Source organism: Mesorhizobium sp. P2_H9 (assembly GCF_056403215.1).
The window spans coordinates 59,640-82,733 of the sequence record NZ_JBFUFX010000001.1; the positions used below are offsets into that span (position 1 = coordinate 59,640).

The 23,094-nt window shown below is 61.1% G+C and carries 21 protein-coding genes and 1 pseudogene; 9 read left to right on the forward strand and 13 right to left on the reverse strand.

The annotated features are described in order from the left end of the window. Positions 1 to 903: 903 nt before the first annotated feature. Complete coding sequence (locus tag AC1DXN_RS00385) at positions 904 to 1,941, forward strand: UDP-glucuronic acid decarboxylase family protein (protein WP_477272287.1); 1,038 nt, start codon at positions 904 to 906, stop codon at positions 1,939 to 1,941. Next, positions 1,942 to 3,021, forward strand: a complete 1,080-nt coding sequence (gene galE, locus AC1DXN_RS00390) for a UDP-glucose 4-epimerase GalE (RefSeq protein WP_477272285.1) — start codon at positions 1,942 to 1,944, stop codon at positions 3,019 to 3,021. It abuts the gene before it with no gap. A 119-nt stretch (positions 3,022 to 3,140) separates the two neighbouring features. On the opposite strand, the gene AC1DXN_RS00395 is transcribed toward galE, so the two are convergent. The 4 genes and pseudogenes from AC1DXN_RS00395 to AC1DXN_RS00410 all read right to left on the reverse strand — a co-directional run bounded on the left by AC1DXN_RS00395 (position 3,141) and on the right by AC1DXN_RS00410 (position 5,356). Further along, the gene (locus tag AC1DXN_RS00395) at positions 3,141 to 3,377 is read right to left on the reverse strand and encodes a DUF995 domain-containing protein (protein ID WP_477272283.1); all 237 of its coding nucleotides are present in this window, start codon (positions 3,375 to 3,377) and stop codon (positions 3,141 to 3,143) included. A gap of 70 nt (positions 3,378 to 3,447) precedes the next feature. Continuing rightward, positions 3,448 to 3,774: pseudogene (locus AC1DXN_RS00400) on the reverse strand (DUF995 domain-containing protein); the annotation flags it as partial. A gap of 180 nt (positions 3,775 to 3,954) precedes the next feature. Then, positions 3,955 to 4,602: a hypothetical protein gene (locus AC1DXN_RS00405; protein ID WP_477272281.1), complete on the reverse strand. Its 648-nt coding sequence runs from the start codon at positions 4,600 to 4,602 to the stop codon at positions 3,955 to 3,957. Positions 4,603 to 4,837: 235 nt separating this feature from the next. Then, positions 4,838 to 5,356 (reverse strand): hypothetical protein, encoded by a 519-nt coding sequence (locus AC1DXN_RS00410; RefSeq protein ID WP_477272280.1) that lies wholly within the window; start codon positions 5,354 to 5,356, stop codon positions 4,838 to 4,840. A gap of 233 nt (positions 5,357 to 5,589) precedes the next feature. Here AC1DXN_RS00410 and AC1DXN_RS00415 point away from each other — a divergent pair, with 233 nt between their 5' ends. Both AC1DXN_RS00415 and AC1DXN_RS00420 read left to right on the forward strand, forming a co-directional pair. Then, entirely contained in the window at positions 5,590 to 8,283 is a 2,694-nt protein-coding gene (locus AC1DXN_RS00415; RefSeq protein WP_477272278.1) for a DUF6212 domain-containing protein, read from the forward strand. A 162-nt stretch (positions 8,284 to 8,445) separates the two neighbouring features. Continuing rightward, positions 8,446 to 8,733 carry a hypothetical protein gene (locus tag AC1DXN_RS00420; protein ID WP_477272276.1) on the forward strand — a complete coding sequence of 96 codons (288 nt, stop codon included), beginning with the start codon at positions 8,446 to 8,448 and terminating at the stop codon, positions 8,731 to 8,733. 37 nt (positions 8,734 to 8,770) lie between these two features. Here the strand turns inward: AC1DXN_RS00420 and AC1DXN_RS00425 are convergent, their stop codons facing one another. Further along, positions 8,771 to 9,778 (reverse strand): glycosyltransferase family 2 protein, encoded by a 1,008-nt coding sequence (locus AC1DXN_RS00425; RefSeq protein ID WP_477272274.1) that lies wholly within the window; start codon positions 9,776 to 9,778, stop codon positions 8,771 to 8,773. A gap of 131 nt (positions 9,779 to 9,909) precedes the next feature. Between AC1DXN_RS00425 and AC1DXN_RS00430 the strand changes: the two genes are divergently transcribed. Both AC1DXN_RS00430 and AC1DXN_RS00435 read left to right on the forward strand, forming a co-directional pair. Beyond that, on the forward strand, positions 9,910 to 13,212 hold the full coding sequence (locus AC1DXN_RS00430) for a DUF6212 domain-containing protein (protein WP_477272272.1): 3,303 nt from the start codon (positions 9,910 to 9,912) through the stop codon (positions 13,210 to 13,212). Between the two features lie 85 nt (positions 13,213 to 13,297). Beyond that, positions 13,298 to 13,582, forward strand: coding sequence for a hypothetical protein (locus AC1DXN_RS00435; protein WP_477272270.1), 285 nt, complete (start codon positions 13,298 to 13,300; stop codon positions 13,580 to 13,582). Positions 13,583 to 13,625: 43 nt separating this feature from the next. Here the strand turns inward: AC1DXN_RS00435 and AC1DXN_RS00440 are convergent, their stop codons facing one another. After that, the gene (locus AC1DXN_RS00440) at positions 13,626 to 14,246 is read right to left on the reverse strand and encodes a TetR/AcrR family transcriptional regulator (protein WP_477272268.1); all 621 of its coding nucleotides are present in this window, start codon (positions 14,244 to 14,246) and stop codon (positions 13,626 to 13,628) included. Between the two features lie 125 nt (positions 14,247 to 14,371). Here AC1DXN_RS00440 and AC1DXN_RS00445 point away from each other — a divergent pair, with 125 nt between their 5' ends. Beyond that, the gene (locus tag AC1DXN_RS00445; RefSeq protein WP_477272266.1) at positions 14,372 to 14,839 is read left to right on the forward strand and encodes a carboxymuconolactone decarboxylase family protein; all 468 of its coding nucleotides are present in this window, start codon (positions 14,372 to 14,374) and stop codon (positions 14,837 to 14,839) included. A 67-nt stretch (positions 14,840 to 14,906) separates the two neighbouring features. On the opposite strand, the gene arsK is transcribed toward AC1DXN_RS00445, so the two are convergent. The 6 genes from arsK to AC1DXN_RS00475 all read right to left on the reverse strand — a co-directional run bounded on the left by arsK (position 14,907) and on the right by AC1DXN_RS00475 (position 19,492). Beyond that, positions 14,907 to 16,151, reverse strand: a complete 1,245-nt coding sequence (arsK, locus tag AC1DXN_RS00450) for an arsenite efflux MFS transporter ArsK (protein WP_477272264.1) — start codon at positions 16,149 to 16,151, stop codon at positions 14,907 to 14,909. Beyond that, positions 16,148 to 17,560, reverse strand: coding sequence for an NAD(P)-binding protein (locus AC1DXN_RS00455; RefSeq protein ID WP_477272262.1), 1,413 nt, complete (start codon positions 17,558 to 17,560; stop codon positions 16,148 to 16,150). Before AC1DXN_RS00455 ends, arsK begins: the two co-directional genes overlap by 4 nt. A 53-nt stretch (positions 17,561 to 17,613) precedes the next feature. Further along, positions 17,614 to 17,934: an ArsR/SmtB family transcription factor gene (locus AC1DXN_RS00460; RefSeq protein ID WP_477272260.1), complete on the reverse strand. Its 321-nt coding sequence runs from the start codon at positions 17,932 to 17,934 to the stop codon at positions 17,614 to 17,616. Positions 17,935 to 17,999: 65 nt separating this feature from the next. Next, a complete protein-coding gene (gene arsC, locus AC1DXN_RS00465; RefSeq protein ID WP_477272258.1) occupies positions 18,000 to 18,422 on the reverse strand; it encodes an arsenate reductase (glutaredoxin) in 423 nt (140 codons plus the stop codon). After that, a complete protein-coding gene (locus tag AC1DXN_RS00470; RefSeq protein ID WP_477272257.1) occupies positions 18,419 to 19,108 on the reverse strand; it encodes an aquaporin in 690 nt (229 codons plus the stop codon). The genes arsC and AC1DXN_RS00470 overlap by 4 nt, the downstream gene beginning before the upstream one ends. Positions 19,109 to 19,159: 51 nt before the next feature. Then, positions 19,160 to 19,492: an ArsR/SmtB family transcription factor gene (locus AC1DXN_RS00475; protein WP_477248277.1), complete on the reverse strand. Its 333-nt coding sequence runs from the start codon at positions 19,490 to 19,492 to the stop codon at positions 19,160 to 19,162. 184 nt (positions 19,493 to 19,676) lie between these two features. On the opposite strand from AC1DXN_RS00475, the gene AC1DXN_RS00480 reads away from it, so the two are divergent. Further along, a complete protein-coding gene (locus tag AC1DXN_RS00480) occupies positions 19,677 to 20,258 on the forward strand; it encodes a cation efflux transmembrane domain-containing protein (RefSeq protein WP_477272439.1) in 582 nt (193 codons plus the stop codon). Between the two features lie 100 nt (positions 20,259 to 20,358). Here AC1DXN_RS00480 and AC1DXN_RS00485 read toward each other — a convergent pair whose 3' ends face one another. Continuing rightward, entirely contained in the window at positions 20,359 to 22,593 is a 2,235-nt protein-coding gene (locus AC1DXN_RS00485; protein ID WP_477272255.1) for a heavy metal translocating P-type ATPase, read from the reverse strand. Positions 22,594 to 22,663: 70 nt separating this feature from the next. Between AC1DXN_RS00485 and AC1DXN_RS00490 the strand changes: the two genes are divergently transcribed. Continuing rightward, positions 22,664 to 23,086 carry a MerR family transcriptional regulator gene (locus AC1DXN_RS00490; RefSeq protein WP_477272437.1) on the forward strand — a complete coding sequence of 141 codons (423 nt, stop codon included), beginning with the start codon at positions 22,664 to 22,666 and terminating at the stop codon, positions 23,084 to 23,086. Positions 23,087 to 23,094: the final 8 nt, after the last annotated feature.

Here is a 23,094-nt window from a genome sequence, read left to right on the forward strand (position 1 = left end):
AAGAAGCACGATGGCACATATTTCAATCCGAAATGCCTTCGATACCGATCTTCATGCATAATTTCACAGTCACATGAGTTTTATCGCAACTGTAATCAGCCACAAGATTCTATTAATTACGCGCCCGCACTGTTAAATTTTCCTATAATCATTGAATTCCTATGTAGATAATCTTGATATAGGTCGGTCAATAAAGAGCACGAACGCGCCTTCTCCAACCGATGGGGTGAACCTGAACCCCTACATTGGCAATGCCGCGAACATTTTTAGCCCGCGCCGTTTCGGGCGCCGATCGCATCGTTTTCTAAGAATTTATGGAGCAAGCCCGGTGTTACGCTGTTTTCTGTGTTTTACAAATTGGAGCATTTCAAATATAATATGCATCATATGTGACATTCGCTGGTATTTTACTGACGTATCTCGCTCATAATCTAAGATTGTTTTTCTATATCACCGGCTTCTACCATCCAAAAATCCCATAAACATTCGTATTTTCTATTGGTATATTGGGAATTGTGCGACCAATGCTCGAACTTCAGCGGCAGACGCTGCCGGCCTCATGATTAACCACTCTCCAACGTTTACGGTTAACGATTCGCTAATTTAGTTGACTATGCTTTCCACAGGTATATTTTTGATACGTTGGGATGTGCAATTTGGGCGAGCAATGGGCGATGGTGGCACCAGACGCGTAACCGCGATTTCGGGGCGTAATCGAATGCTGAACGGCAGCCAATAGCCGCATAGCGTCGCCCAGCGAACTCAAAAAGCAATCAACGGACATCAGGAGTGACGATTCCGCAGAAGCGGAGGGTTTGCGACGTTCGCAGGGACGTGGCCGGGCAACGCTATGTCCGGTCCGGGCGGTAGCGTGCTCAGTGCGTTAGGGCGATGGGGTGGAATATGGGTAGAACTGTCAACGTTCTGAAACTCGAGTCCGGGAACCGCCGAAGGGGCGCCAACACCAATCGGGGCCGCGCCCTGGTTGCCGGTGGGGCAGGATTTCTGGGTTCGCATCTGTGCGAGCGTCTTTTGCTGGATGGATACGACGTTGTCGTGCTGGACAATTTCCACACCGGCAAAAGATACAATCTCAATGCCATCCTGCGCAATCCGCGCTTTACGTGCATCAAGCACGACATTGTCGATGCATTGCCTTCGGATCTTCAGGTCGATGAAATCTACAACCTCGCCTGCCCGGCCTCCCCGCCGCATTACCAGGCAGATCCGATCCATACGTTCAAGACAAGCGTGATTGGTTCGCTGAACCTGCTGGAACTCGCGCGGCGCAACAATGCCAAGATATTTCAGGCTTCGACGTCCGAGGTCTATGGCGACCCCCTGGTGCATCCGCAGCCGGAGGGTTACTTCGGCAACGTCAACCCGCATGGTCCGCGTTCCTGCTATGACGAGGGCAAGCGGTCGGCCGAGACGCTGTTCTTCGACTATTCGAGAATGTTCGGCCTCGATATCCGCGTCGCTCGGATTTTCAACACCTATGGCCGCCGCATGCAGCCAGACGATGGCCGCGTCGTGTCGAACTTCATCGTCCAGGCTTTGCACGGTGACGACCTGACCGTCTACGGCAGCGGCCAGCAGACACGTTCATTCTGCTATGCCGACGACCTGATCGAAGGCTTCATCCGGCTGATGAATGCACCGAGCGCGCCGCAGCACCCGGTCAATCTCGGCAACCCTGCCGAATTCACCATCATGGAGCTGGCGACACAGGTGATCGAATACACCCACTCGCGGTCGAAGATCGTGCATCGGCCGCTGCCCGTCGACGATCCCAAACAGCGCAAGCCGGACATCTCCTTCGCCAGGGACAATCTCGGTTGGGAGCCAAAGATCAGCCTGAGCCAGGGGCTTGCGCATACCGCGGCGTATTTTGACGCCCTGCTCTACGCGCGCCGGCCCGTCAAAGGGGCTGCGATGTAAATGAACCGCCCGGCAATCCTGGTGACTGGTGGGGCCGGTTACATCGGCAGCCACACCTGCAAGCAGTTGTCAGCCGCCGGCTACCTGCCCGTCGTTTTCGACGATCTGAGCCGCGGCAACGAGAAATCCGTTGCCTGGGGGCCGCTTGTGGTCGGCGATATTCGGGACAGGAAGGCGCTGCAGCAGGCGATCAGGACGTATCAGCCGAAAGCGATAATCCACTTTGCAGCGCTGGCCTATGTCGGCGAGTCCGTTCATGAGCCCGCAGAATATTTTTCGACCAATGTCTCGGGTACCATCGCGGTGCTTGATGCGGCGCGCGCGAACTCGATCGAAAACATCATCTTTTCAAGCAGCTGCGCGACATACGGCGTGCCCGAAACACTGCCCATTCGCGAGACCTCGGCGCAAAATCCAATCAGCCCCTATGGCCGGACCAAGCTGATGGGCGAGCAGATCATCAGGGACTATGCCTGCGCCTACGGAATGAAATATGCGATCCTGCGCTATTTCAACGCCTGTGGCGCCGATCCCGACGGTGAGCTCGGTGAGTGGCACTCGCCTGAAACGCACCTGATCCCGCGAGTGCTCATGGCCGCATCCGGCATCATCGACGAGATCGAGGTTTTCGGCACGGACTACGACACGTCTGATGGCACCTGCGTGCGCGACTACATCCATGTCAGCGATCTGGCGCGCGCGCATCTGAAAGCCCTCATACATCTGGAGGCGGGTGGCGAAAGCCTGTCGGTCAATCTCGGCACCGGACGCGGGGTGTCCATCAAGGAGATCCTCCAGGCGGTCACCCGGATGACGTCAAAATCGGTTCCGGCCGTCTTCAGAACCCGGCGTCCGGGAGACCCGGCAGAGCTCTATGCAGACCCAGCCAATGCACTCAAACATCTCGGCTTTGCGCCGGAACTTTCCGACATCGATACGATCGTCAGGACGGCCGCCCCATTCTTCGGACTGGCGGCCGCCGCATCCACAATTCCGATGCCGACGGCGAACCGCCGCCGGTCAACTGCGCCAGGCATGTCAAATGCATCGGAAAGCTATACCAGCTCGAAAAGCTGGTAGTCGTCCCTGTTTGTAGTGTGTCGGGACGTGGGCTCGCTGAGGTGGGTGGGGCTTCTCAGCGAGCCTTTTCATGCATGCCGTCATACCAAAAATCGCTGCGCGCTTTTGGGCCGCATGCATCAATTCTTGGAATCGATCAGGCTACGGATCTTGTCGAACTGCGCGCCCCTTGTATCGCCTTCCTCGAATTTCCGCTGCTCGTCGGAAGGGTCTTCCGCAGAGTGCCTGAAACTGTACCAGGTTCCGTCCGGATCCTTGCGCTGCTCGAGGGTCCCACCCTGGATGCGGTGGCTGAAACAGGTGCGAATGGGCGCCGCGGCGTAGGTCTTGGACCGCCAGACGAGATCCATGCACATCTTGCCATCGTTGGTCAGATGCCCATCTGCCTTCGCCGACAGAAGCCGTGTCCTGTACGGAGGTCCAGGCCCGGACCGGTCGATCCTTCTGTCCGAAATAGGCTGCTCCGTCATTCCACAACCATGTGCGGTCAGCGTAGAGAAGCTGAAGCTCGAAAGCCGTCGGGACGGTAACGGCATCTGCAGGTGCGCTGTCTTGGGCGGCAGCTGCGTACGCGGCTCCGCAAAGCGCCATCTGGTACCAAATGGCCAAGAGGGGCGCAAGGGAGACACGCCTGGCAAGTCGACGGCACCTTGCCCCGCTCGTTAACTCAGATGGCAATCCGGTCCGGGTCGTCATGCTGAGCGATCGCATTTCGATGTTCGCTTCCCAAGCGGGCGTCGACCAGCCGAGCATGCCGCAAGAACGGGCCCGGTCCGTCCTGCGTTGACATGTGGCCGTGATTGGCTTCACGCCGCAACCGTCAAGTATCTCGCATGCTATTGACTGCCGCGCGAAGATGTCAACCTTCCTGTGAGACCGGCTGCATCTGTCGCAACGCCTCAGGACAACGTCCTTGGCAATGATATCCAGACGTCACCCGAGCGGGTAGAAATCGTCCCCGGAGACAGTTGTGAGATAGGTGGTGAATTCCCAGTAATTCTCAATGCGCTCGACAAACGGGCGCGACGGCTGCTTCAGGATCTCGGTCTCAAAATGGTCCAGGCGCTGGGCGCCGCCGAAATAGGCGATTATGGCGTTTCCGACCAGAGGGTCGGCGATATCATTGTAATGGATCGGGAAATAGGGCTGCCCTGTTTTGAACAGCACGGATCTGATCTTGGCCCGGAACAGGTTCAGGTCAGAGAGATATGCGTTGAACCGGTGAATGTCGAAATACACCTTTTTCCGGCGACGGCCGGCAGGCAATGGTTCCGAGGCTAGAACCAGCCAGACCCCGGATGCTTCAGCCTCGAGCAACGAAACGAAGGAAGCTATCGGGTTCCTGACAAGCCAGAGCTTCTTGACGCTTTCATCTTCTAGCACGGGAAGAATGGCGGGACGCACCTGATCGGGAAATATATGAAACCCGACAAAGCGGGCAGAGGGATCGTCGAAAATCCGCGCAATGAACAGCTCGGATTCGGCATCCCGCACGTCAACGCTTTCGCGCTGCAGATTCATTTTCTCGTGGTAGTCGAAGCGCAAACCGACAAAGTTCGGATTGAAGACTTCGCCGTGCATCACCATCCCTTCATACTGATTGAGATGGCGATTGAGTGCTTGAGACCCGGTTCGGGGCGAAGCGAGAAGGACGAACTTTTGACAAGACTGCATGTCGCACCAAGTTCGAGACGACCGAGACGCCCGAAAATACACCAATGACCTGTTCAATCAATTGGGCATCGCCGCATGGTTCAGCGACGGCGGGCGCTGTCGAGCACCCGCCGTCGTGACGTTTCAGTATTGGCTCCAGCAATCAGCCGCCACGCAACCGCGTCGGGCTCAGGCTCGCGATTGTCGTGCCCCGCTGTTCGGACGGGCACGTCGGCAGAAAGCGGCTCGCATCCGCGTATGTCATCGTCGCGATGGAACCCTTCAGCCCACCGCGCTTGGCGATCCAGCCGCGAACCCAGCCAGGGTAGTTTTTCATCATGAAATTCGCGGCCACCTGATTGCCCCGCGCCCCAGCGCCATACGGCAGGTGAAAGCCGAACGACGCGTTGTGCGTGACGCACATCTTGCTCTTGGGCATCGACAGATACAGCGTGCAGGCCGAGTCGCACGCACCGTTGAACCGCACGAAGGTGCCGCTGCGGCGCATTTTCAGCGCACGGATGGCATAGTCGATCACATATCCGCCGCGATCGCCACTGACCGTCTTGACGTTGGCAGTGCCAAGGCTGATGCGCGGTCGCAGCAGTTCACCTGCGGAGCTCGCCGAGACCATTGCGCCCATCAAACCGAGCGCACCGAGAAACTTCATTATCGTTTTCATTTGCGCCTCCTGCTATGCCGTCAATGACTAGCTGGGAGGCGTAAAGATTGAATATTCCGCGTCGCTAAAGTTGTATCAGTCGGTTGATTGTACAGCCATTTTAGGACCTGCTTGACGATTTGGTTTACTAATGGCGCAGAAGGATGATCACTAAGAAGTAAACCCGGCGCGGGCATCATTGCCGATCGACCGTGCGGAAGCGCACGCGGCGGAATTGGATCAGAGGACGTTGGATGGCCGTTGGTGGCAAGGCGCAGACGCCGTCAAAATCTGAAGGCAAGCCTCGCCGCGTTTGTGTCGTGACGAATGTGATCGACCAAGGTGGCGAAGACGCCACCATGGTCGAGCTGGCCAGGCTTTTCGCCAAAGATGGCGACGACGTCACCCTGCTATGGGTTCCTGGCAGGGATGCAGCATCTCTCGAAGAGGAGGCGGCGCACCATCGCGACCTGGAGGCGGCCTCGGTGCGACTGGAAATTCTCGACAAGTCCGACCAGCTGCTTCCTTCGCTGGCGACGCCCGAGAGCCGGTCCGCCGCGGTGCTGCATTATCTCGAACGGTCCGGCCACGATTTGGTCTACGCGCCGCTTGAGGGCGGATTGCCTTACTACACGCTGCTGGCGGTCGAGACTGCTGCCTTTGCCGCGCCGCCGATCGTGGTCGTCGCCCATGCACCGGGAGAATGGGAACATGAAGCCGACAAGGCGTTCATGGGCAGCACCAAGGCGGTTGCCGTCGCCTACATGGAGAAATACTGCGCCGAGATGGCGAACAGGACGATCTGTGTGTCGGCCGCCTTGCGACGGTGGATGTTGTCGAAGGGCTGGAAAGTGAAGAAGGCGATAGTAACGCCGATGTTGCTGTTGCAGCACCGCCTCGGCCCAGCCGGAGTGCGGCCGTCGACTGCGACGAGAAGCACAAGAGAACTTGTCGTCCTGGCCGGGTGGCGCTTCCGCGATGGCCTGACGCTGCTTTGCGACGCGCTCGACATCATCGCGCCAACAGCGCCAAAAGGGCTGACGGTCACCGCATTCGGTCCCTTCGGAAAGATCATGGGCGAGCACAGCGGTGGACTGCTTCTGAGACGCGCCGAGCGGTGGCCTTTCAAGCTCAACCTGTTGGCGCGCGCAAGCCCCGCCGCAAAGCTCGATTACGTCGCGCGGACGGGCGCGCTCGCTGTCATCCCCGCCCGCGCCGCATCGACGGGCGGCGCCATCGCCGCATGTATCGAGGCGGGGCTGCCTTTCGTTGCGACCAATGTCGACGCGAACGCCGAGACCTGGAATGCGCAGGCGAGGCAACCGCGGCTGGTCGATCCTGACGCTGCGGCATTGGCGCAGGCGATTTCGGCGGCTCTCAATGACCCGCCTCGCCCACGGCCTGTCGACAGCCTGCGCCAATGTCGGCAATCCTGGCTGGATACGCGCAATTTGCCGACGCCAGCCAAGCGCAGGCGCGTCGATAAAGGTGCCGGGTCGTCGCCACTGGTCTCGATCGTCATGGCCCACCGCAACCGGCCGCTCTATCTGAAACAGGCAATCGCAGCGATCGAGGCGCAAACCTACGATAACCTGGAACTGGTTCTGGTCGACGACGGAAGCGACCTGGACGAAGACAGGCGGTTGCTGGATGCGCTGGAACCGACTTTCCGTCAGCGCGGATGGAAGATCCTTCGCCGACCGCACAAGCATCTCGGCGCGGCGCGAAATGCCGGCATCCGCGCTTCGCAAGGCGAGCTGATCCTTTTCGTCGACGATGACAACGCGCTGTTTGTGGAGGCCGTCGATCATTTCGTACGTGCCATGGCAACATCGGGCGCTGACATCTGCACTGCGTTCCAACTGATCTTCTACGAGGATCTCGTGCCCGAGGATCGCGCCGACGGGCTGATCCAGTACCTGCCCCTGGGTGGTCCCGACGCGCTCGGCCTGATCCACAACGTCTACGGTGACGCGAATGCGATGATGCGCCGATCTGTCTTCTCGCGGATCGGGTTCTTGATCGAACAGCCCGGCTACGCCATGCACGACTGGGAATTATTTGCGCGAGCCTCCCTCGCCGGACTCAAGATCAGGACGATTCCAAAGCCGCTATACTGGTATCGCTCGAAACCGGATGGAATGTTCCGGACGTCGAATTGGTACGACAACCGGCTTCCTGTCCTGGAGGCGTTCAGGTCGAGCCAATCCGTTGACGTCCGCCTGCTGTATCATTTGGCCATCGCCCAGAACACGCAGCGGTCCGAAATGGAAAGTGCCCGCGAAAACCTGAAATATACCCCCGGCAATCGAAAATATCTGGAGCTGTGCGACATCGAACCGAACAGCGATGCGGCCATAGAGAAACTCGCGAGCATTGCTGGATCGATCGGCCGCCCCGATACGGCTGCCACCTTGCTTGGACGCCCCGCCGCCGCCGCATACCACGATGCCCCGGATCGTCCTGATGCCGGCGGCAGTTCGCTCACCCTCGGCTACGACGTACTGAGGAGCGCACGGTTGCTTACCCTGCGCGTCGCGGCTCTGCCGCTGCTGCTTGTCGCACCGGATGATGGCGGGGTGTTCCTGCGTCCGCATACGGACGGCGCGGTCGCGGCATCGCTTGATCATCAATTTCCAGCCTTCTTCCGGAAGGTGGAAGCAATCGTCGAAGTCGCTCATGCCGATGCGCCGGCGATGGATTTCGGTCTTGCCCTTGTTCGCCCCGATCAAACCATAGATTGGCAACAGGACATCGCCGCGCAAACGATCGCCTTTTCGGGCTGGATGAGCGTCGAAGACAAATTCGTGCGCCATCCCTTGGTGGCAGCGCTTCGCACACGACGGAAAATGCCGCTTTCAATCGTTCTCGCCGTTCGCTTCGCTGGAACGTCCAATGGCTCTCCGACCAATGCTTTCTTTCGCAGGCTGACACTGTTCGGTGATTAGCGGCGATCCGGCAAAGCAGGTGAGGCCCCTGAGCGCAAGCGAGGCCCCGGTCCGATCAATTGCGCGCGTTAACCATGTTGGCTCAACCTTGCCAAAATGGTTGACAAAACGTTAACAGATGCTAATATTTCCAGTGGGTTATTTAGTGTGTGGGGTGGTATTATGCGCAAGGTCCAATCGCTGCTTTTGGGCGGCCTTAGTCTGCTGGGGTTGAGCGTCGCTTTCTCCGGCGTGGCACAGGCGAGAATGAATGTTGGTGTTCAGGAAGCCGAGCTCGCCTGCGAGCAGGCTCTTAAACTCGGCACCATAGAGGCGCTTGAGGATTATCTGCACCGTTACCCGGATGCTCCGTCAGCCTGCAAGGCGCTTGCTCTCAACAGCCTGTCGCAGTTTGGGCCAGGTGGCGGGACCCGCAACGGTGGTGACGGTGGCCACCGTTACGGCGGATAAGCATCGGCCGGATTTTTCCCTTGATAGCTTGGGCACATCAGGTGGGCTCGTCCCTGCGTTGTTGCGGCATGGTCAGGGTTGACACGAATCCGGCATAGCGCTCCGAGGTTTTCATCCAGCCGAACTCCACGAGTTGCGCGGCGTCACCGCGATAGCGGACAGAGCGATCGTTACGGAGCGCCAGCTTCGGATTACGCTCCAAGGCTTCCATACAAGCGGCGCGCTCCTCAAGCCCTTTTTCCTTGACGGCCGCATTCTCGCTAAGGGACGACACCGATTTCTGGCGGAAGCCCCAGACGAATTTGAAGTGGAGCAATGCGACGCGGAGTTCGCTGAATCGGACTTCGCTTATCGTGTGTTGCGCGACGTTATAATGCCTGCCCCGCCCCCACCGTACGATCGGCACTTTTGTGAGGCATGGGGGGAACGTTTGCTTGAACCGGCCGTGCCAGAAGGCGCGTTCCCTCACGCCACCGAACATCTGCTCCGCTGGATACTTGCCGTCGCGGGCGCGTAGCCACCCCGGCTCCGGGTCGAAGTAGGGTGAGGCCTCGACCAGCGGGATCGTGCCGTCATAGCGGCACTCGGCCAGCGGGCCGTCGGCGTACATGTCGATCATGGAGCCGATTACAGCTTCGGCGCCGGTGGAGTCGAGATAGCGGCAAAGCTGCCGCAGGCTTGCCCGCTCGCAATCGGGATAAACGAGAAGCTCGTCGGCGTCGACCGAAACGCACCAATGGCCGGTACCGAAGACATTCATGAGCGTGTTGGTCCATCGCGGCGGATCGACGTTTTCCGCGAAATGCGATCCTTCGGTGTGGAAGCAATGGCTGTCCGGCTGCTCCAGGATCAGCTCGCGCGTCCCGTCCGTGGAGCCGTTGTCCAGGAAGAAAAACCGGTCGACGCCGAGGCCGCGGTAATGCTCGAGAAGTTGCGGTAGCAACGTTGCTTCGTTGCGCAGCCCGACAAAGCACAGGATCTCTCCATCGGCCATGTCGATCGGCCGATCATCCAGTCGCGCGAGATGTTTTGGGGAACGGACCATCCGAAAACCATTAAGTCCGTTCACGCGAAAGGCAAGTGCGGTATGGTGAGCTCCGCGAGATAGTTATCGAAGTATTATCGTACAGTCGGCAAGACTGTTCCTGCGAGGCAGGCCGACAAAGGAGGACTGATTTGAGCGTTCGCTCCAAGACAGGCGCGGTGTCCGGGGATAAGCGGCAGGCAAGCAAGACGGCCCGCAATGTGTGTATCGTCTCCGAGGTCGAGTTCGGCTCGACGGTGACCGCCGATCCCGGGTCGGCGACCTACGCGCTGGCTCAGCATCTGGCGGCAACAGGTGACACTGTGACATTGCTTTGGGTGCCAAGCCCGCTCGGCAGCCAGCCCGATGATCAGGAGATCGCCAAGGTAGGCAAATGGTGCTTCGACAATTTCCTGGTCAGGCTGGAATTGTTGCCACCGTCACCCGACTTGCTGCGGGGCCCGGAGTCGAGCGACAAGAACTCGTTGGCTGTCTACCACTACCTCAAGCAGAACGCTTCCGACGTCGTCTATTTTGCGCTTGAGGGCGGACTGGCGCATTTCCCTACCCTTGCGAAGCGCACGGGCGTCTTTCCCAATCCTCCCGTGATCGTCGTGCTCGCGCATGAACCACTTATGTGGAAGCTGGAGGCCAATGCCCAGGCGGTCGAACGCAAGGAGCAGATGACCGTCGCGCACATGGAAAGGACGTCGGCCGAAACGTGCGACCATCTTGTCGTCATCGGCCAGTCGCTGCTCGACTGGATGGCGAAGGCAGCTTGGAAGCTGCCCGCCAGCCTTCACATTGCCGCGCCCCTTGAGCCGCTGGAGTGGCGTTCGAACTTCGTCGTCGATCATTACAGGCCGCGAGAGCGGCCGACCGCGGAAGTGGTTCATTTCTCAGGCACGGAGGCGCGTGATGGACTGACACTGTTCTGCGATGCGCTCGATCGTCTGGCCGACAAAGGTGTCACTGATTTGGCGGTGACGGTTGTCGGCGCATTTGGTCATGTCCTGGGTGAGCATTCGGGCGGGATGGTCGTTCGTCGGGCGCGGCAATGGCCGTTCAAATTGAAGCTCCTGCCCATTCGGGATGAGCCTGAGATCTTCCGATATCTGCGCCAGAGCCATGCGCTGGTGGCGATTACGCACTCGGCTGCCCAGCTCCCGCTGGATGTGGTGACCTGCCTCGACGAGGAAATCCCGTTCGTCGCGACGGACGTCGGCAGCATACGCGACATGCTCCATCCGAAATCCGCCGACGAAGTCATGATGGAGGCATCCGCTTCCGCCATAGCAGCCAAGATCGCGTCGGTTCTGGAAAGCCGATCGTTCGGCCCGGCGAAGCCGCTGCAAAGACGGGAAGCGCGCGACAAAGCCTGGAGCCGGCTGCACGCAAAATTCTCCCGTGAACCCGGTAAGGTCTCCAGCCGCAGCCCGAGCCGGCCGCCGCTCGTTTCGATCATCACCGCGCACTACAACCGGGCGCGCCTGTTGCCGCAGGCGATTGCCTCTGTTCGGCGCCAGGACTATCCCAACATCGAATTGGTGCTCGTTGACGACGGCAGCACCGACCCGGACGCAATCCAGTTATTGGCGGAGCTCGAGCCGGAGTTCGGGCAGCGTGGCTGGCAGATCATCCGGCAGAAGAACGGCTACCTCGGCAAGGCACGCAACACGGGAATCCGCGCCGCCAAGGGCTCGCTGATCCTGTTCCTCGACGACGACAACGCACTTTTCCCGAACGCCGTCAGCACGTTCGTCGCCGGCATGCAAAAGTCCGGCGCCGATATCTGCACGACCTTCGCCAAGTGGCTCAACGAGCCCTTCGTGCCGCCGGACACAAAAGCCGGCTACATGCTCTATTTCCCCGTCGGTGGCCCTACCGACATCGCCCTGCTCAACAATCCATATGGCGATGCCAATGCGTTGTTCCGGCGTGAGGTGTTCGACAAGATAGGCTACCTGAATGAGGAGCGGGGCTTTTCCGCAAGCGATTGGGAATTCTTCCTTCGGGCGGACCTGGCAGGCCTGGAGATCGTCCCCATTCCAGAGCCGCTCTATTGGTACCGGTCATCGCCGACGAGCATGAACCGCAATGCCGAGTGGCTGAGGAACCGCAAGCCGATCATCGCGGTCTTCCGAAAGCATAGATTCGCGAATACGGACATGTTCGTGCAACTCGGCATCAACTCGAACACTGCCAATCATGAGAAGGACCTCAACCTCTGGAATTTGGAGCTGCGGGTCAACGACGAACGGTATCTCAAGCTAAGCACGGGCTCCGCCAACAGCGATGATGCAATGCAGTTGCTGGCCGAGATCGCGGCGCGCGAAGGCAGGGCCGATACGGCGATTTCGCTTCTCGCTCATACAGGGCGAATCGACTTCGCCTTGGGTGTGGTCGAAATGCTCAACGCGGCGGCCGACGAGACGGTGCCGGAGCTACTCTCCTCGCTTTACCGCGAGCAGTATCTCTCCGCCGAGCCCCTGCGTCTGGCTCACGTCAGTTCGCATCCGGATGCCGATCCAGACCTGCTGAGCTATGTCGAACAATCGCCGGACCAGCTGTTTCTCGAAGCCAAGGGCAGCAATGTCACCATGGCTTTGCTGAAGGGCGTCTGCCCACCGGGCGTCACCAGCGCCAGCTGCTGGGTTTACCTCGACGAGGAGCTGGCGGACCCTGCTCAATTTCAGCTCGTCATCGTAGACGCGGAAAACCAGGCCGTCGGCGATCTCGCCCAGCTCCTTGAAAGCGGCAACGGGAGCGGCTGGGCCGATCTCCGCCGAGCGCGCGAGGCGCGCGAAATAAGGGCGACAGTCAGTTCGCCGGCATCAGGCAGGCGCGATCTGTTGCTGGCGGTGAGGTGCGGCGGCAGCAGTCCGAGCGGGCGCGTACTCGGCGGCTTTTCAGGCATCCAGATCCGCCATGCCGTTTCGGTCGGTGCAACGCGCCCGCGCCTCAATGCGCCGCAACAGCGCCAACGTATCCGCCGGATGACCGATGATGAACTGAAGCGTGCAACGCTCGTGACCGATTATCCCTCCGAGCTGCCAACACTGCTCGTCGCCGGCGACAATGGCGGCATCTTCCTGCGACCGAGCACGCATGGCATTGTTGTTGCCGCCCTCAATTCGGCTTTCCCCGCCTTTGCCAGAAGTATCATGGCGACAGTGGAGATAGCTCACGAGGATGCCTCCCCCTTCGAGTTCGCCATGGCGCTGGGCAGGCAGGAAGAAAAACTCGTGTGGAAACACGATGCTCCGGTGGGCGCCTTGTCATTCTCCGGATGGACGCGCGTTTCGAGACCTTTCGAACTGCATGACCTGAAAGTTTCGATCCGGGAGATAGATCGCAAGTGGCTGACGATCTATCTGGCAATCCGGCTGCCACGCGGCTCGAAGCCGACGCCGTCCAATGCTTTCTGGCGCAAGTTGTTGTTGCTGTGGGACTGATGGGCGCGGGTCATCGGGACCCGGTCGTGCCTTGTCGACGTTTAAGTGCGGCAGTAGATTAAGTCCGCGTGGAGGCGCCAGGACCATGAGGAAATCCCTGAATCTTGGTCTGGCGTTTGTTGTCATTGCCGGAAGCGCAGTGTCTTTCGCCGCGGCCGCCCTGACGGCCTTCGCGGCCACGGAATTCACCGGCGCCGACGCTGCAAAGACGAACAAGCAACTGGCCAAGCAGCGCCTGAAGGCGATCGAGGATATCTTGACCGCAGCCGGGATCGACAGCGACCGTATGGTGGACACCAAAGTCGAGTACGTTGGCGACCAGAAACCGAACGTCGTTCGCAGTCGTTTGGCCACCGCGTCCCTGATGTAACGGTTCGCGAAATCTCTGGCGCCTGCCGCACCTTGCCTGACCACTACCTTGCATCGGCGCTGTCGCGCAGACGTTCCATCTCATCCAGCAGCATGTCGAGGCCGAGCTCGAATGTCGCGTCGAATTCGGCGGTGCCGAAGAAGGGGCCGGCGGCCATGACATTGGGAAAATCACGCGCCAGTTGCTCGTCGCTCACCGTGCTGACCGCCGACGGACCTTTGGCATAGCCTGATGTCTCGTCGAGGATGGCGCCCATCAGGTAGTATCCGGCCGTGCGGAACAGCCGCGCCGCCAGCTCGGCGCTGAAGCCGCCGGCTTCGAACAGACCGAGAATGCTGTTCAGCCAGGCGAGGCAGGTCGGCGAATTCATCCGGTAGGTAACGAGGAACGGCGCGAAGGCCGGATGCTCGCGGCCGACGCGGCGGAAATCCTGCATGGCCGTGCGCATCCTTTGCCGCCACGGCAGGCCGGCATCGGGCATTTCGAGCGCGCCGACCAGCCGGTCGACCAGCGCTTCTTGCAGATGCGCCAGCGAGGGAAAGTGATGATAGATGCTCATCGCCTCGCAGCCGAGCGCTGCCGCCAGCTTGCGCATCGAAAAGCCGGCAAGCCCCTCCCGCTCGATCACCTCGAAGGCGGCATCCTCGATCATCTGTCGGGACAACCGCCCACGTGTTCGCGTTTTTTTGATCGATGAGTCCATGGCGTCGCTTGACAACTTACACTGTAAGGTTCATTTTCCGCATCACCTTACATCGTAAGGCTAACAAAGACCAGAGGAGAAAAATCATGTCTGCTTACCGCATTCTTTCATCCGTGCCGTCTTCCATCCGCCGTGCGTCCCTGCTCGCCGTTGCCGCCTGCGCGCTTGCGCTGTCGGCGCCGGCCCATGCCGACGACTATGACGCAGCCATCAAGGACATGCAGGCGACGATGGGCGGCGTGCCAAGCTTCGTGAAACAGTTTCCGAAAGCCGCTGTGCCCGGCGCGTGGGCCGAGGTCAAGGCTTTGCAGTTGAGTGACAAGACGGCGCTGCCGCCCAAGGTCAAGTCGCTGATCTCGCTGGCCGTCGCAGCGCAGATCCCGTGCACCTACTGCATCTGGTCGGACACGCAGGATGCCAAGCGCGCCGGCGCCACCGACGAGGAAATCCAGGAGGCCGTGGCCGTGTCGGCGCTGACCCGCCACTGGAGCACCGTCTTCAACGGCATGCAAATCGATTTCGACACGTTCAAGAAGGAAATGGGCGGGCAGTGAGGTTTTGAAGACAGGGAAGCGATGGCCCGGAGAAGCGGGCCGTCGCCTGTCTTGACAAGGACGCTCGTCAGACGATCTCCGCACCAAGTGCCGCGGTGGTCTCATCCGCAGTCTTGCGCGATTTGTTCTGGCTCCGGCTGAGCAAGGCAATCCCGGCAAACGCCGCAATTCCACACAGCCCGACCAGCACGTTGAGCCAAAGCGCCGGAAAGACGCCGACGGCGGCAATCATGAAAGTCAGACCAAACGGCGCGAAGGCGGAACAGAACTGACGCGCCGCGGTGATCCAGCCGACATAGGAGCCGTAGCGCGCGTGGCCGAACAATTCGAGCGGCAACGTGCCGGTGACGATGCTCATCAGGCCCGAACCGAAACCGAACAACACGGCAAACAGGACGGCGCCCGGCACTGACGGCGCCGCAACAAGCAGCACCGCAAGACCGCCAGCCAAAGCCGCAGTGGCGCCGAGCGCCAGCCATGTCTGGGACAGGCCATGGCCGAACAGCATGTTGACCAGGCGGCTCGCCACCTGCGAGGGGCCAAACAGGCTGGCGACAATCACGGCTGCTCCGCCAAGCCCGACCATCGTCAGCAACGGCACCATTTGGACCAGGATCGCCGACAGCATGAACCCCTCGATGGCAAAGCCTACCAGCATCAGGACGAAGATCGGCGACCAGCCATCGCGTTGCGTGGGCGTCGAGATGCCGGCAGTGGCGGGAACGATCCGGTGCTTCTCGCCAATGCTGCGGGAAAACCGCGCGAGCCACCAGTGGATCGGCAGGCAGACGCCGATATTGAGCGCGGCGAAGAGGAGGAGAACCTCGCGCCAGCCGAGATGGTTGTGCAACACCGTCGTCAGCGGCCAGAACAGTGTCGAGGCAAAGCCGGCGATCAAGGTGAGATGGGTGATGCCGCGACCGCGACCGCCCAGTTGCACGATGGCGACGAACGCCGTGCTGTAGAGCACGAAGCATGAGGCCAGTTCCATCGCCAGCACCCCGGCGGCAAAACCGATACGTCCAGGCGCCAGTGCGCACAGCAGCAGCGCACCGGCCGCGGCCAGCGAACCAGGCACCATAAGGCGGGCAGCGCCATATCTGTCCGCCAGGCTGCCGGCAATGGGTGCCAGAACAGCACTTGCCAGCAGCGATGCCGAAAGCACCGCGAACACCCATTTCGGTGACCATGCCAACTCCGTGGCGACGGCCGGCGCAAGGATGCTGTAGCTGTAGTAGAGCGTGCCGTAGCCGATGATCTGGGTGACGCCGAGCGCCCAGATCGCCGAAGGGGGAACCTTGCGGTCGCTCACTCCGCGGCTTCCATCGCGCTCGACTTTTCCACGCCGCAGCCACAACCAGCCTTGCCGACGGCTTTGGCCTCGGCGTCGGCGACGCAGCAAGCATCCGCCTGCTTTGGCGCCGGACCGCCGCAGCAGCCTTTGGAAGCCTCGCCAACTGTAGACGAAGGCACCGTGCAGACGCCGGTTTCCGGCAGCACCAGTTGCACGGCGTCGGCGGAAGCGATGTCGCCGGCGATCGCCGCTGCGACAGAGCGGACCTGCTCATAGCCGGTCAGCAGCAGGAAGGTCGGCGCGCGGCCATAGCTCTTGATGCCGGCGGTGTAGAAACCGGGCTCGGGATGGCTGAGCTCGCGGTGACCATGCGGCGGCACGTCGCCACAGGAATGCTCGTTGGGATCGATCAGCGGCCCCAGCGCCTTGACGCTTTCGAGCCACGGATCGAGGTCCAATCGAAGCTCGCGTGTCAGCGTGAGATCAGGCCGCTGTCCGGTTGCGGCGATGATGCGGTCGACGGGACCGATCAGCCGCAAGCCATCCTTCGTTTCACCGTCGACGATCAGACGGCCGTCGACCATGCGGATGGCGGTGGTGGCAAAGCCGGTCACCAGCGTGACGCGGCCGCTTTCGGCGAGGTCGCGCAAATCGGCGCCGAGCTCGCCACGCGCCGGCAGTTGGTCGGCATCGCCGCCGCCATAGATGCGCACGAGATCGGTGCCGCGCGTCACCCAGATGAACGCCGTGTCCGGCTCGACATCCGCCAGCCTGGCAAGGTCGAGCAAGGCATTGGCGGCCGAATGGCCGGAGCCGGCAACCAGCGTCGTGCGGCCGGCATAAAGCGCTCGGTCGCGGCCGAGAATGTCGGGGATGCCATAGGCGATGCGATCGGCACATTCCTCCTCACCTTCGGCAGCGATGCCGCCGGCGCCGAGCGGATTGGGCGTTCGCCATGTGCCCGAGGCGTCGATGACGGCGCGCGCGCTGTCGCGCCTTGTGCCATCGGCGGTCTCGACCACCAGCATGAAGGGCCGCGTCTCACGTTGCTTGCTCACAACCTTGTCGGCGCCCCAGCGCGAGATGCCGACGACTCGGGCGCCGGTTTCGATCGATGGCGCGAGCTCCGGAAGGTTTGCAAGCGGCTTGAGATAGCGCGCGACAAGCTCATTGGCGGTCGGAAACGTCTCGGGCTCCGGCATTTCCCAGCCATGGGATTCTAGCAGTGCTCGGGCTGTCTGGTCGACGCAATAGCGCCAGGGCGTGAACACCCGGACATGGCCCCAGTCCCTGAGGTTGGAGGCAACGCTGCTGCCTGCCTCATAGAGCTTCACCGGCAGGCCCTGCTTCAGCAAATGGACGGCTGCCGCCAGACCGACAGGACCGGCGCCGATGACGGCGACAGGAAGATCATCTCGCAAGTTCATTTTACACCTTCCATATTTCCGGGATTACCGAAATAGCTGGCAAAAAAGAGAGATCAGGCGGCGGCCTCTTCCGCGGTCGAATTGCAAGCGGCGTCGGCGCAGCACTCGTCGGCGAGAAAGCCGATGAGTTCGTTCATGATGGGGTAATTGGCGCGGCAGATCAGTGTCGTTGCCTGCCGCTCCTGCGTCACCAGTCCGGTGAGGATGAGACGGTGCAAATGATGCGACAGCGTCGAGGCGGCGATGCCGAGGCTTTCCTGCAGAGTGCCGACCGGCCTGCCCGCTGCGCCCGCCCGAACCAGCGTGCGATAGAGGTTGAGCCGCGTCGGATTGCCGAGCGCTTCGAGTTGTTTGGCTGCTTGTTCGAGTTTCACCGAAATAGCATACGCCGACGATCGCGGCGGTCAAGTCCTATTTCGATAAATCTCGAAATATGGCTTCAGACTACCCGGCTGCCGCCGGCATCGATGACGACTTCGCCGTCTTCCTTGGTGAAGGGGCCAATATCGGGATTGGGCAGGATGTCGAGCACCGCTTCCGACGGCCGCGCCAGAACGACGCCGCGCGGCGTCACCACGATTGGGCGGTTGATCAGGATCGGATGCGCCAGCATGAAATCGAGAATCTCGTCGTCGCTCCATTTGGGATCGCCAAGATTGAGCTCGGCGTAAGGTGTGCCCTTCTCGCGAAGCAGTTCGCGCGGTGTCATTCCCATCGCCGCAATCAGCTCGACCAGTCTTTCACGCGACGGCGGCGTCTTCAGATATTCAATCACCTCCGGCTCCTCGCCGGATTGCCTGATCATGGCCAGCGTGTTGCGCGACGTGCCACAGGAAGGGTTGTGATAGATGGTGATGGTCATTGCGCAGCTCTCATTTCTGCCGTGGTTTTGGGTTCGGCGAGAAGCCAGCCAGCCAGCGCCATGGCGAGCAGCGCGCCGACCAACTCAGCGCCGATGAAGGCCGGGACATCGAGCGGCCTGATGCCGGCAAACGTGTTGGAGAATGCGCGTGCAGTGGCGACGGCCGGGTTGGCAAACGAGGTCGAGGCGGTGAACCAGTAGGCCGATGTGATGTAGAGCCCGACCAGCCAGGGAATGGCGTTGCTGCGAAAGCGCAGGCCGGCCAGGATGGTGAAGACCAAACCGAAGGTGGCCACCAGTTCGGCAATCCACTGGCCGCTTCCGCTCCGCACGGTCTGGGAAATCTGCAGGATGGGCAATTCGAACATGGCATGCGCCAGGAACGCGCCGGCAATGCCACCGAGGATCTGTGCAGCGACATAACCTAGCGCTGCATTGACCCCGATGTCCCGCCGCAACGCAAACACCAGCGTCACCGCCGGATTGAAATGCGCACCGGAAATCGGCCCCAGAATGGTGATCAGCACCACCAGCATCGCGCCGGTCGGAATGGTGTTTCCGAGCAGCGATAGCGCCACGTCATCGGTCAGGCGATCGGCCATGATGCCCGAACCGACAACCGCGGCAACCAGCAGAGCGGTGCCGAGCGCTTCGGCGACGAGGCGGCGTGACAGATCAGTGGCCATGGGACTCAACCGGCTTCGGAAGATTGCAGAACTCGCTCACGGCTTCCTCCCCTAACACCTGCAAGTCACGGCCTGGGCAACCGGCTGGCAAAGCTCAGGCGCGCCGTTGCAGCAATCCTCCATGAGGTAGGCAAGCAGGTCGCGAAAGCCGGTCATGTCGGCGACATAGCGGATGGTGCGGCCCTCGCGCTCGGCACGAACCAGCCCGGCATGGTCGAGAACCTTCAGATGCGCCGACATGGTGTTCTGGACGATACTCAGGCGCGCCGCGATCTTACCGGCCGGCACGCCTTCGGCGCCAGCTTGCACCAGCAGGCGAAACACCTCAAGCCTGGTGTCCTGGCCGAGCGCTGCGAGCGCAAGAAGAGCTGTTGTCTTGTCCATGCATCCATAAATCCGGAACTAAGGATGCTTATCGCCGCAATATGAAAGTTGGATGACAGGCAGCGCCCGAAGATCGGAAGGCGACGGCCCAGTCAATCCGACCGGAAAGGGTGGGGTCTGTTTCCTCTCGCCAAGCATCGCGAAGCCGGTGGCCCAATGCAGCGGTCTCGTTTACGTTCAGAAGATGAACCTCCCCCTCCGTCGCATCGTCCTTATCGTCGCGCTGCTCAATCTCGCCTATTTCGGGCTCGAGTTCGCGGTGGCGCTCACCATAGGGTCAGTGTCTCTGTTCGCCGACAGCATCGACTTTCTGGAAGACGCCTCTGTAAATCTCCTTATCCTGCTCGCACTTGGCTGGTCAGTCCGCTCTCGCGCACGAGTGGGGATGGCTCTGGCACTCATCCTACTCGTGCCCGGTCTGGCCACGCTCTGGACGGCGTGGGAGAAGTTCAACGTGCCGGTGCCGCCGCAGCCGATCGCCTTGACCCTGGCGGGCCTGGGCGCTCTGGCCGTCAACCTCTCCTGTGCCTACATGCTCGCCGCGTACCGTCACCGTGGCGGCAGCCTGACAAAGGCGGCCTTCCTGTCGGCCCGCAATGACGCCTTTGCCAACATCGCCATTATTGTCGCCGGGCTGGTCACGGCTTTGCTCTGGCACTCCGCCTGGCCCGATTTAATAGTGGGTTTAGGGATCGCGGTTATGAACGCCGATGCGGCCCGCGAAGTGTGGGAAGCTGCCCGTGAAGAACACCGTGCGGCGGCGTGAGAACCGGGTAGAGCCGCCCTTGGCCGGCGCAGCCGTGGGTTCATTCGCCCCGTTGGGTTGCACTGGCGGATGTGATACGACGCACGTCGACCGTCGCAACCTACGTGGAGCCCTTCCAGCGCAACAACCGCATGGCGTTGGCTGTCACTAGCACCGTCGCGCCGGTATCGGCGAGAATAGCGGGCCACAGACCAGTCATGCCAGCTATGGTAGTCATCAGAAACAGTACCTTCAGCCCCAGCGCCATGGTGATGTTCTGCTTGATGTTGGCCATGGTCGCTTGAGACAGCCTTATCATCGCAGCGACGTCTCCGACGCGGCCATGCAACACCGCTGCGTCGGCAGTCTCCAGGGCGACATCGGTGCCGCCACCCATGGCGATACCGACATCGGCCGCCGCGAGCGCAGGCGCATCATTGATGCCGTCGCCTACTTTAGCGACGAAAAGCCCCTGCCCTTTCAGCTCGCTGATAATGCGCTGCTTGTCCTCAGGCAGCAGCTCAGCCCGGACCTCAATGCCCAACTGCTTGCCGATAGCCGCTGCCGTGCGCTTATTGTCGCCGGTCAGCATGACGGTCTTGATGCCGGAATCTGTCAGCGCCTTGAGACCGGCCAACGCATCCGGCCGGGGCTCGTCACGCATTGCAATGGCGCCGACGATTTCTTCGCCTATGAGCACAATGGAAACCGTTTTGCCCTGATCATTAAGCGCTGTAATCTCGGCTGTTTGTTCGGCCGAGAGCTCGACCGTGTCGCTGGCCGCCTGCGGCGACGCCAAGAACACTTCGGCACCTTCCACGGTGCCTTTCACGCCCTTGCCGCCCAGCGCCTGCGCCTTGGATGCCGGTGGCACCTTTACCTTTTCGGCAGCAGCCTTCGCGAGGATAGCGAGTGCCAGCGGATGGCTTGAGCCGGTTTCCAGGGCAGCGGCCAGACGCAACGCGTCTGCGTCAGGACGGCCAAAAGAAATCACATCGGTGACTTGTGGCTTGCCGAGGGTCAGCGTTCCGGTCTTGTCCAACGCCACGGCGGTGATCTTGCCGAGGCCTTCCAGCACCGCGCCACCTTTCATCAAGAGGCCGCGCCTGGCGCCGGCCGAGAGCGATGCCGCAATGGCCGCCGGTACCGATATGACGAGAGCGCAGGGACAGCCGATAAGCAGCAACGCCAGACCTTTGTAGATCCATTCGTTCCAGTCACCGGAAAAGGCCAGCGGCGGAACGATGGCCACTAGAGCCCCGACGGCGACAACGCCGGGCGCGTACCAGCGTGAGAAACGATCGATGAAGCGCTCCGTCGGCGCCTTGCTCTCCTGTGCCTCCTCGACCAGCTTGACGATGCGGGCAATGGTGTTGTCGGAGGCTGCCGCTGTCACGATGATGCGCAACACGCCATCGCCATTGATGGTGCCGGCGAACACGTTGGCGTCGACGCCCTTGCGGACCGGCACGCTTTCTCCCGACACCGGCGATTCATCGATGGCACTTTCGCCTTCGACAATCCTGCCATCGGCTGGAATGCGATCGCCAGGCCGCACCAGAATGACGGCACCAACCTTAAGGGCTTCGGCCGGAACTTCGCGCGTGGCGCCATTCTCTTGCAGCAAGGCCGTCTTGGGCACCAGCGTGGTCAGCGCCTGGATGCTGGAGCGAGCCTTGCCGGCGGCCACCCCTTCCAGCAACTCGCCGACGAGGAACAGGAAGACCACCGTGGCGGCTTCCTCGCCGGCGCCGATGATGACGGCGCCGACCGCAGCGATGGTCATCAGCATTTCGATGGTGAAGGAAATGCCGGCGAGCGTAGCCATCGCGGCCCGCCATGCAACCGGCACCAGGCCGATCAGCATGGCGGCAATGAAGACCCAGACGCCGGTGGCCGGCCAGAAATAGTGAATCGCAAAAGCTGCGGCCAATGCCCCGCCGCTGGCGATGGCCAGTCGCCCCTTGGCGCTTTTCCACCACGGTCCCGAGGTGGGCGTGTGCTCGTGGCCGTGCAAGCCCTCCACATCTCCGTCATGGTCATCTTTGGCCGTGCCGGCGTGGTCGTGGCCCGCGTGGTCATGACCGCCCTTGGCGCCGTGCCCGGCCAGCTTGGCATTCTGTCCGGCCTCGCTTGTGAGCTGAGCCACGTAATAGCCGAGGCCTGTCACTTTCTTTTCGATCGCGGCGAGATCGCTTTCCGCGGTGTGCCTGACGGTCATGGTGCCTGATGTGACCGAGACGTTCACATCCTCGACGCCATGCATGCGCCGCACCGCGCCATCGATTTTCGTCGCGCAGCCGGCACAATCCATGCCTTCGACGCGATAGCGGGTTTGTGCGGCGGTTGCAGCCATCGTCTCATTCCTTGAACCATTCCAGTCCGACGCTACATTCTCTAGCGGCTAGAGGAGCAAGCGAAAAATGATGCGCAGCGTCCCGATTGGCGAAGCGGCACGACGGAGCGGGGTGAAAGTGCCGACCATCCGCTACTATGAGCAGATCGGTTTGCTGCCCGCGCCTGTTCGCAGCGAGGGCAATCGCCGGCACTATGAGGCGAGCGATTTGCGCCGGTTGGCGTTTATTCGCCATTCACGCGAGTTGGGGTTCGACATCGAAGCCATTCGCACCCTGCTAACGTTGCAGGACAATCCCAGCCAGCCCTGCGCAACGGCCGACACCATAGCCCAGGCGCGGCTGGCCGACGTGGTTCAGCGAATCCGCAGCCTCACGGCATTGAAAGCCGAGCTGGAACTGATGGTCGAAGGCTGCCGGCATGGGAAGGTCGGCGAATGCCGGGTGATCGAGGTGCTGGCTGATCACAGCCAATGCGAACATGCCCGGCACTGACTGGCAGT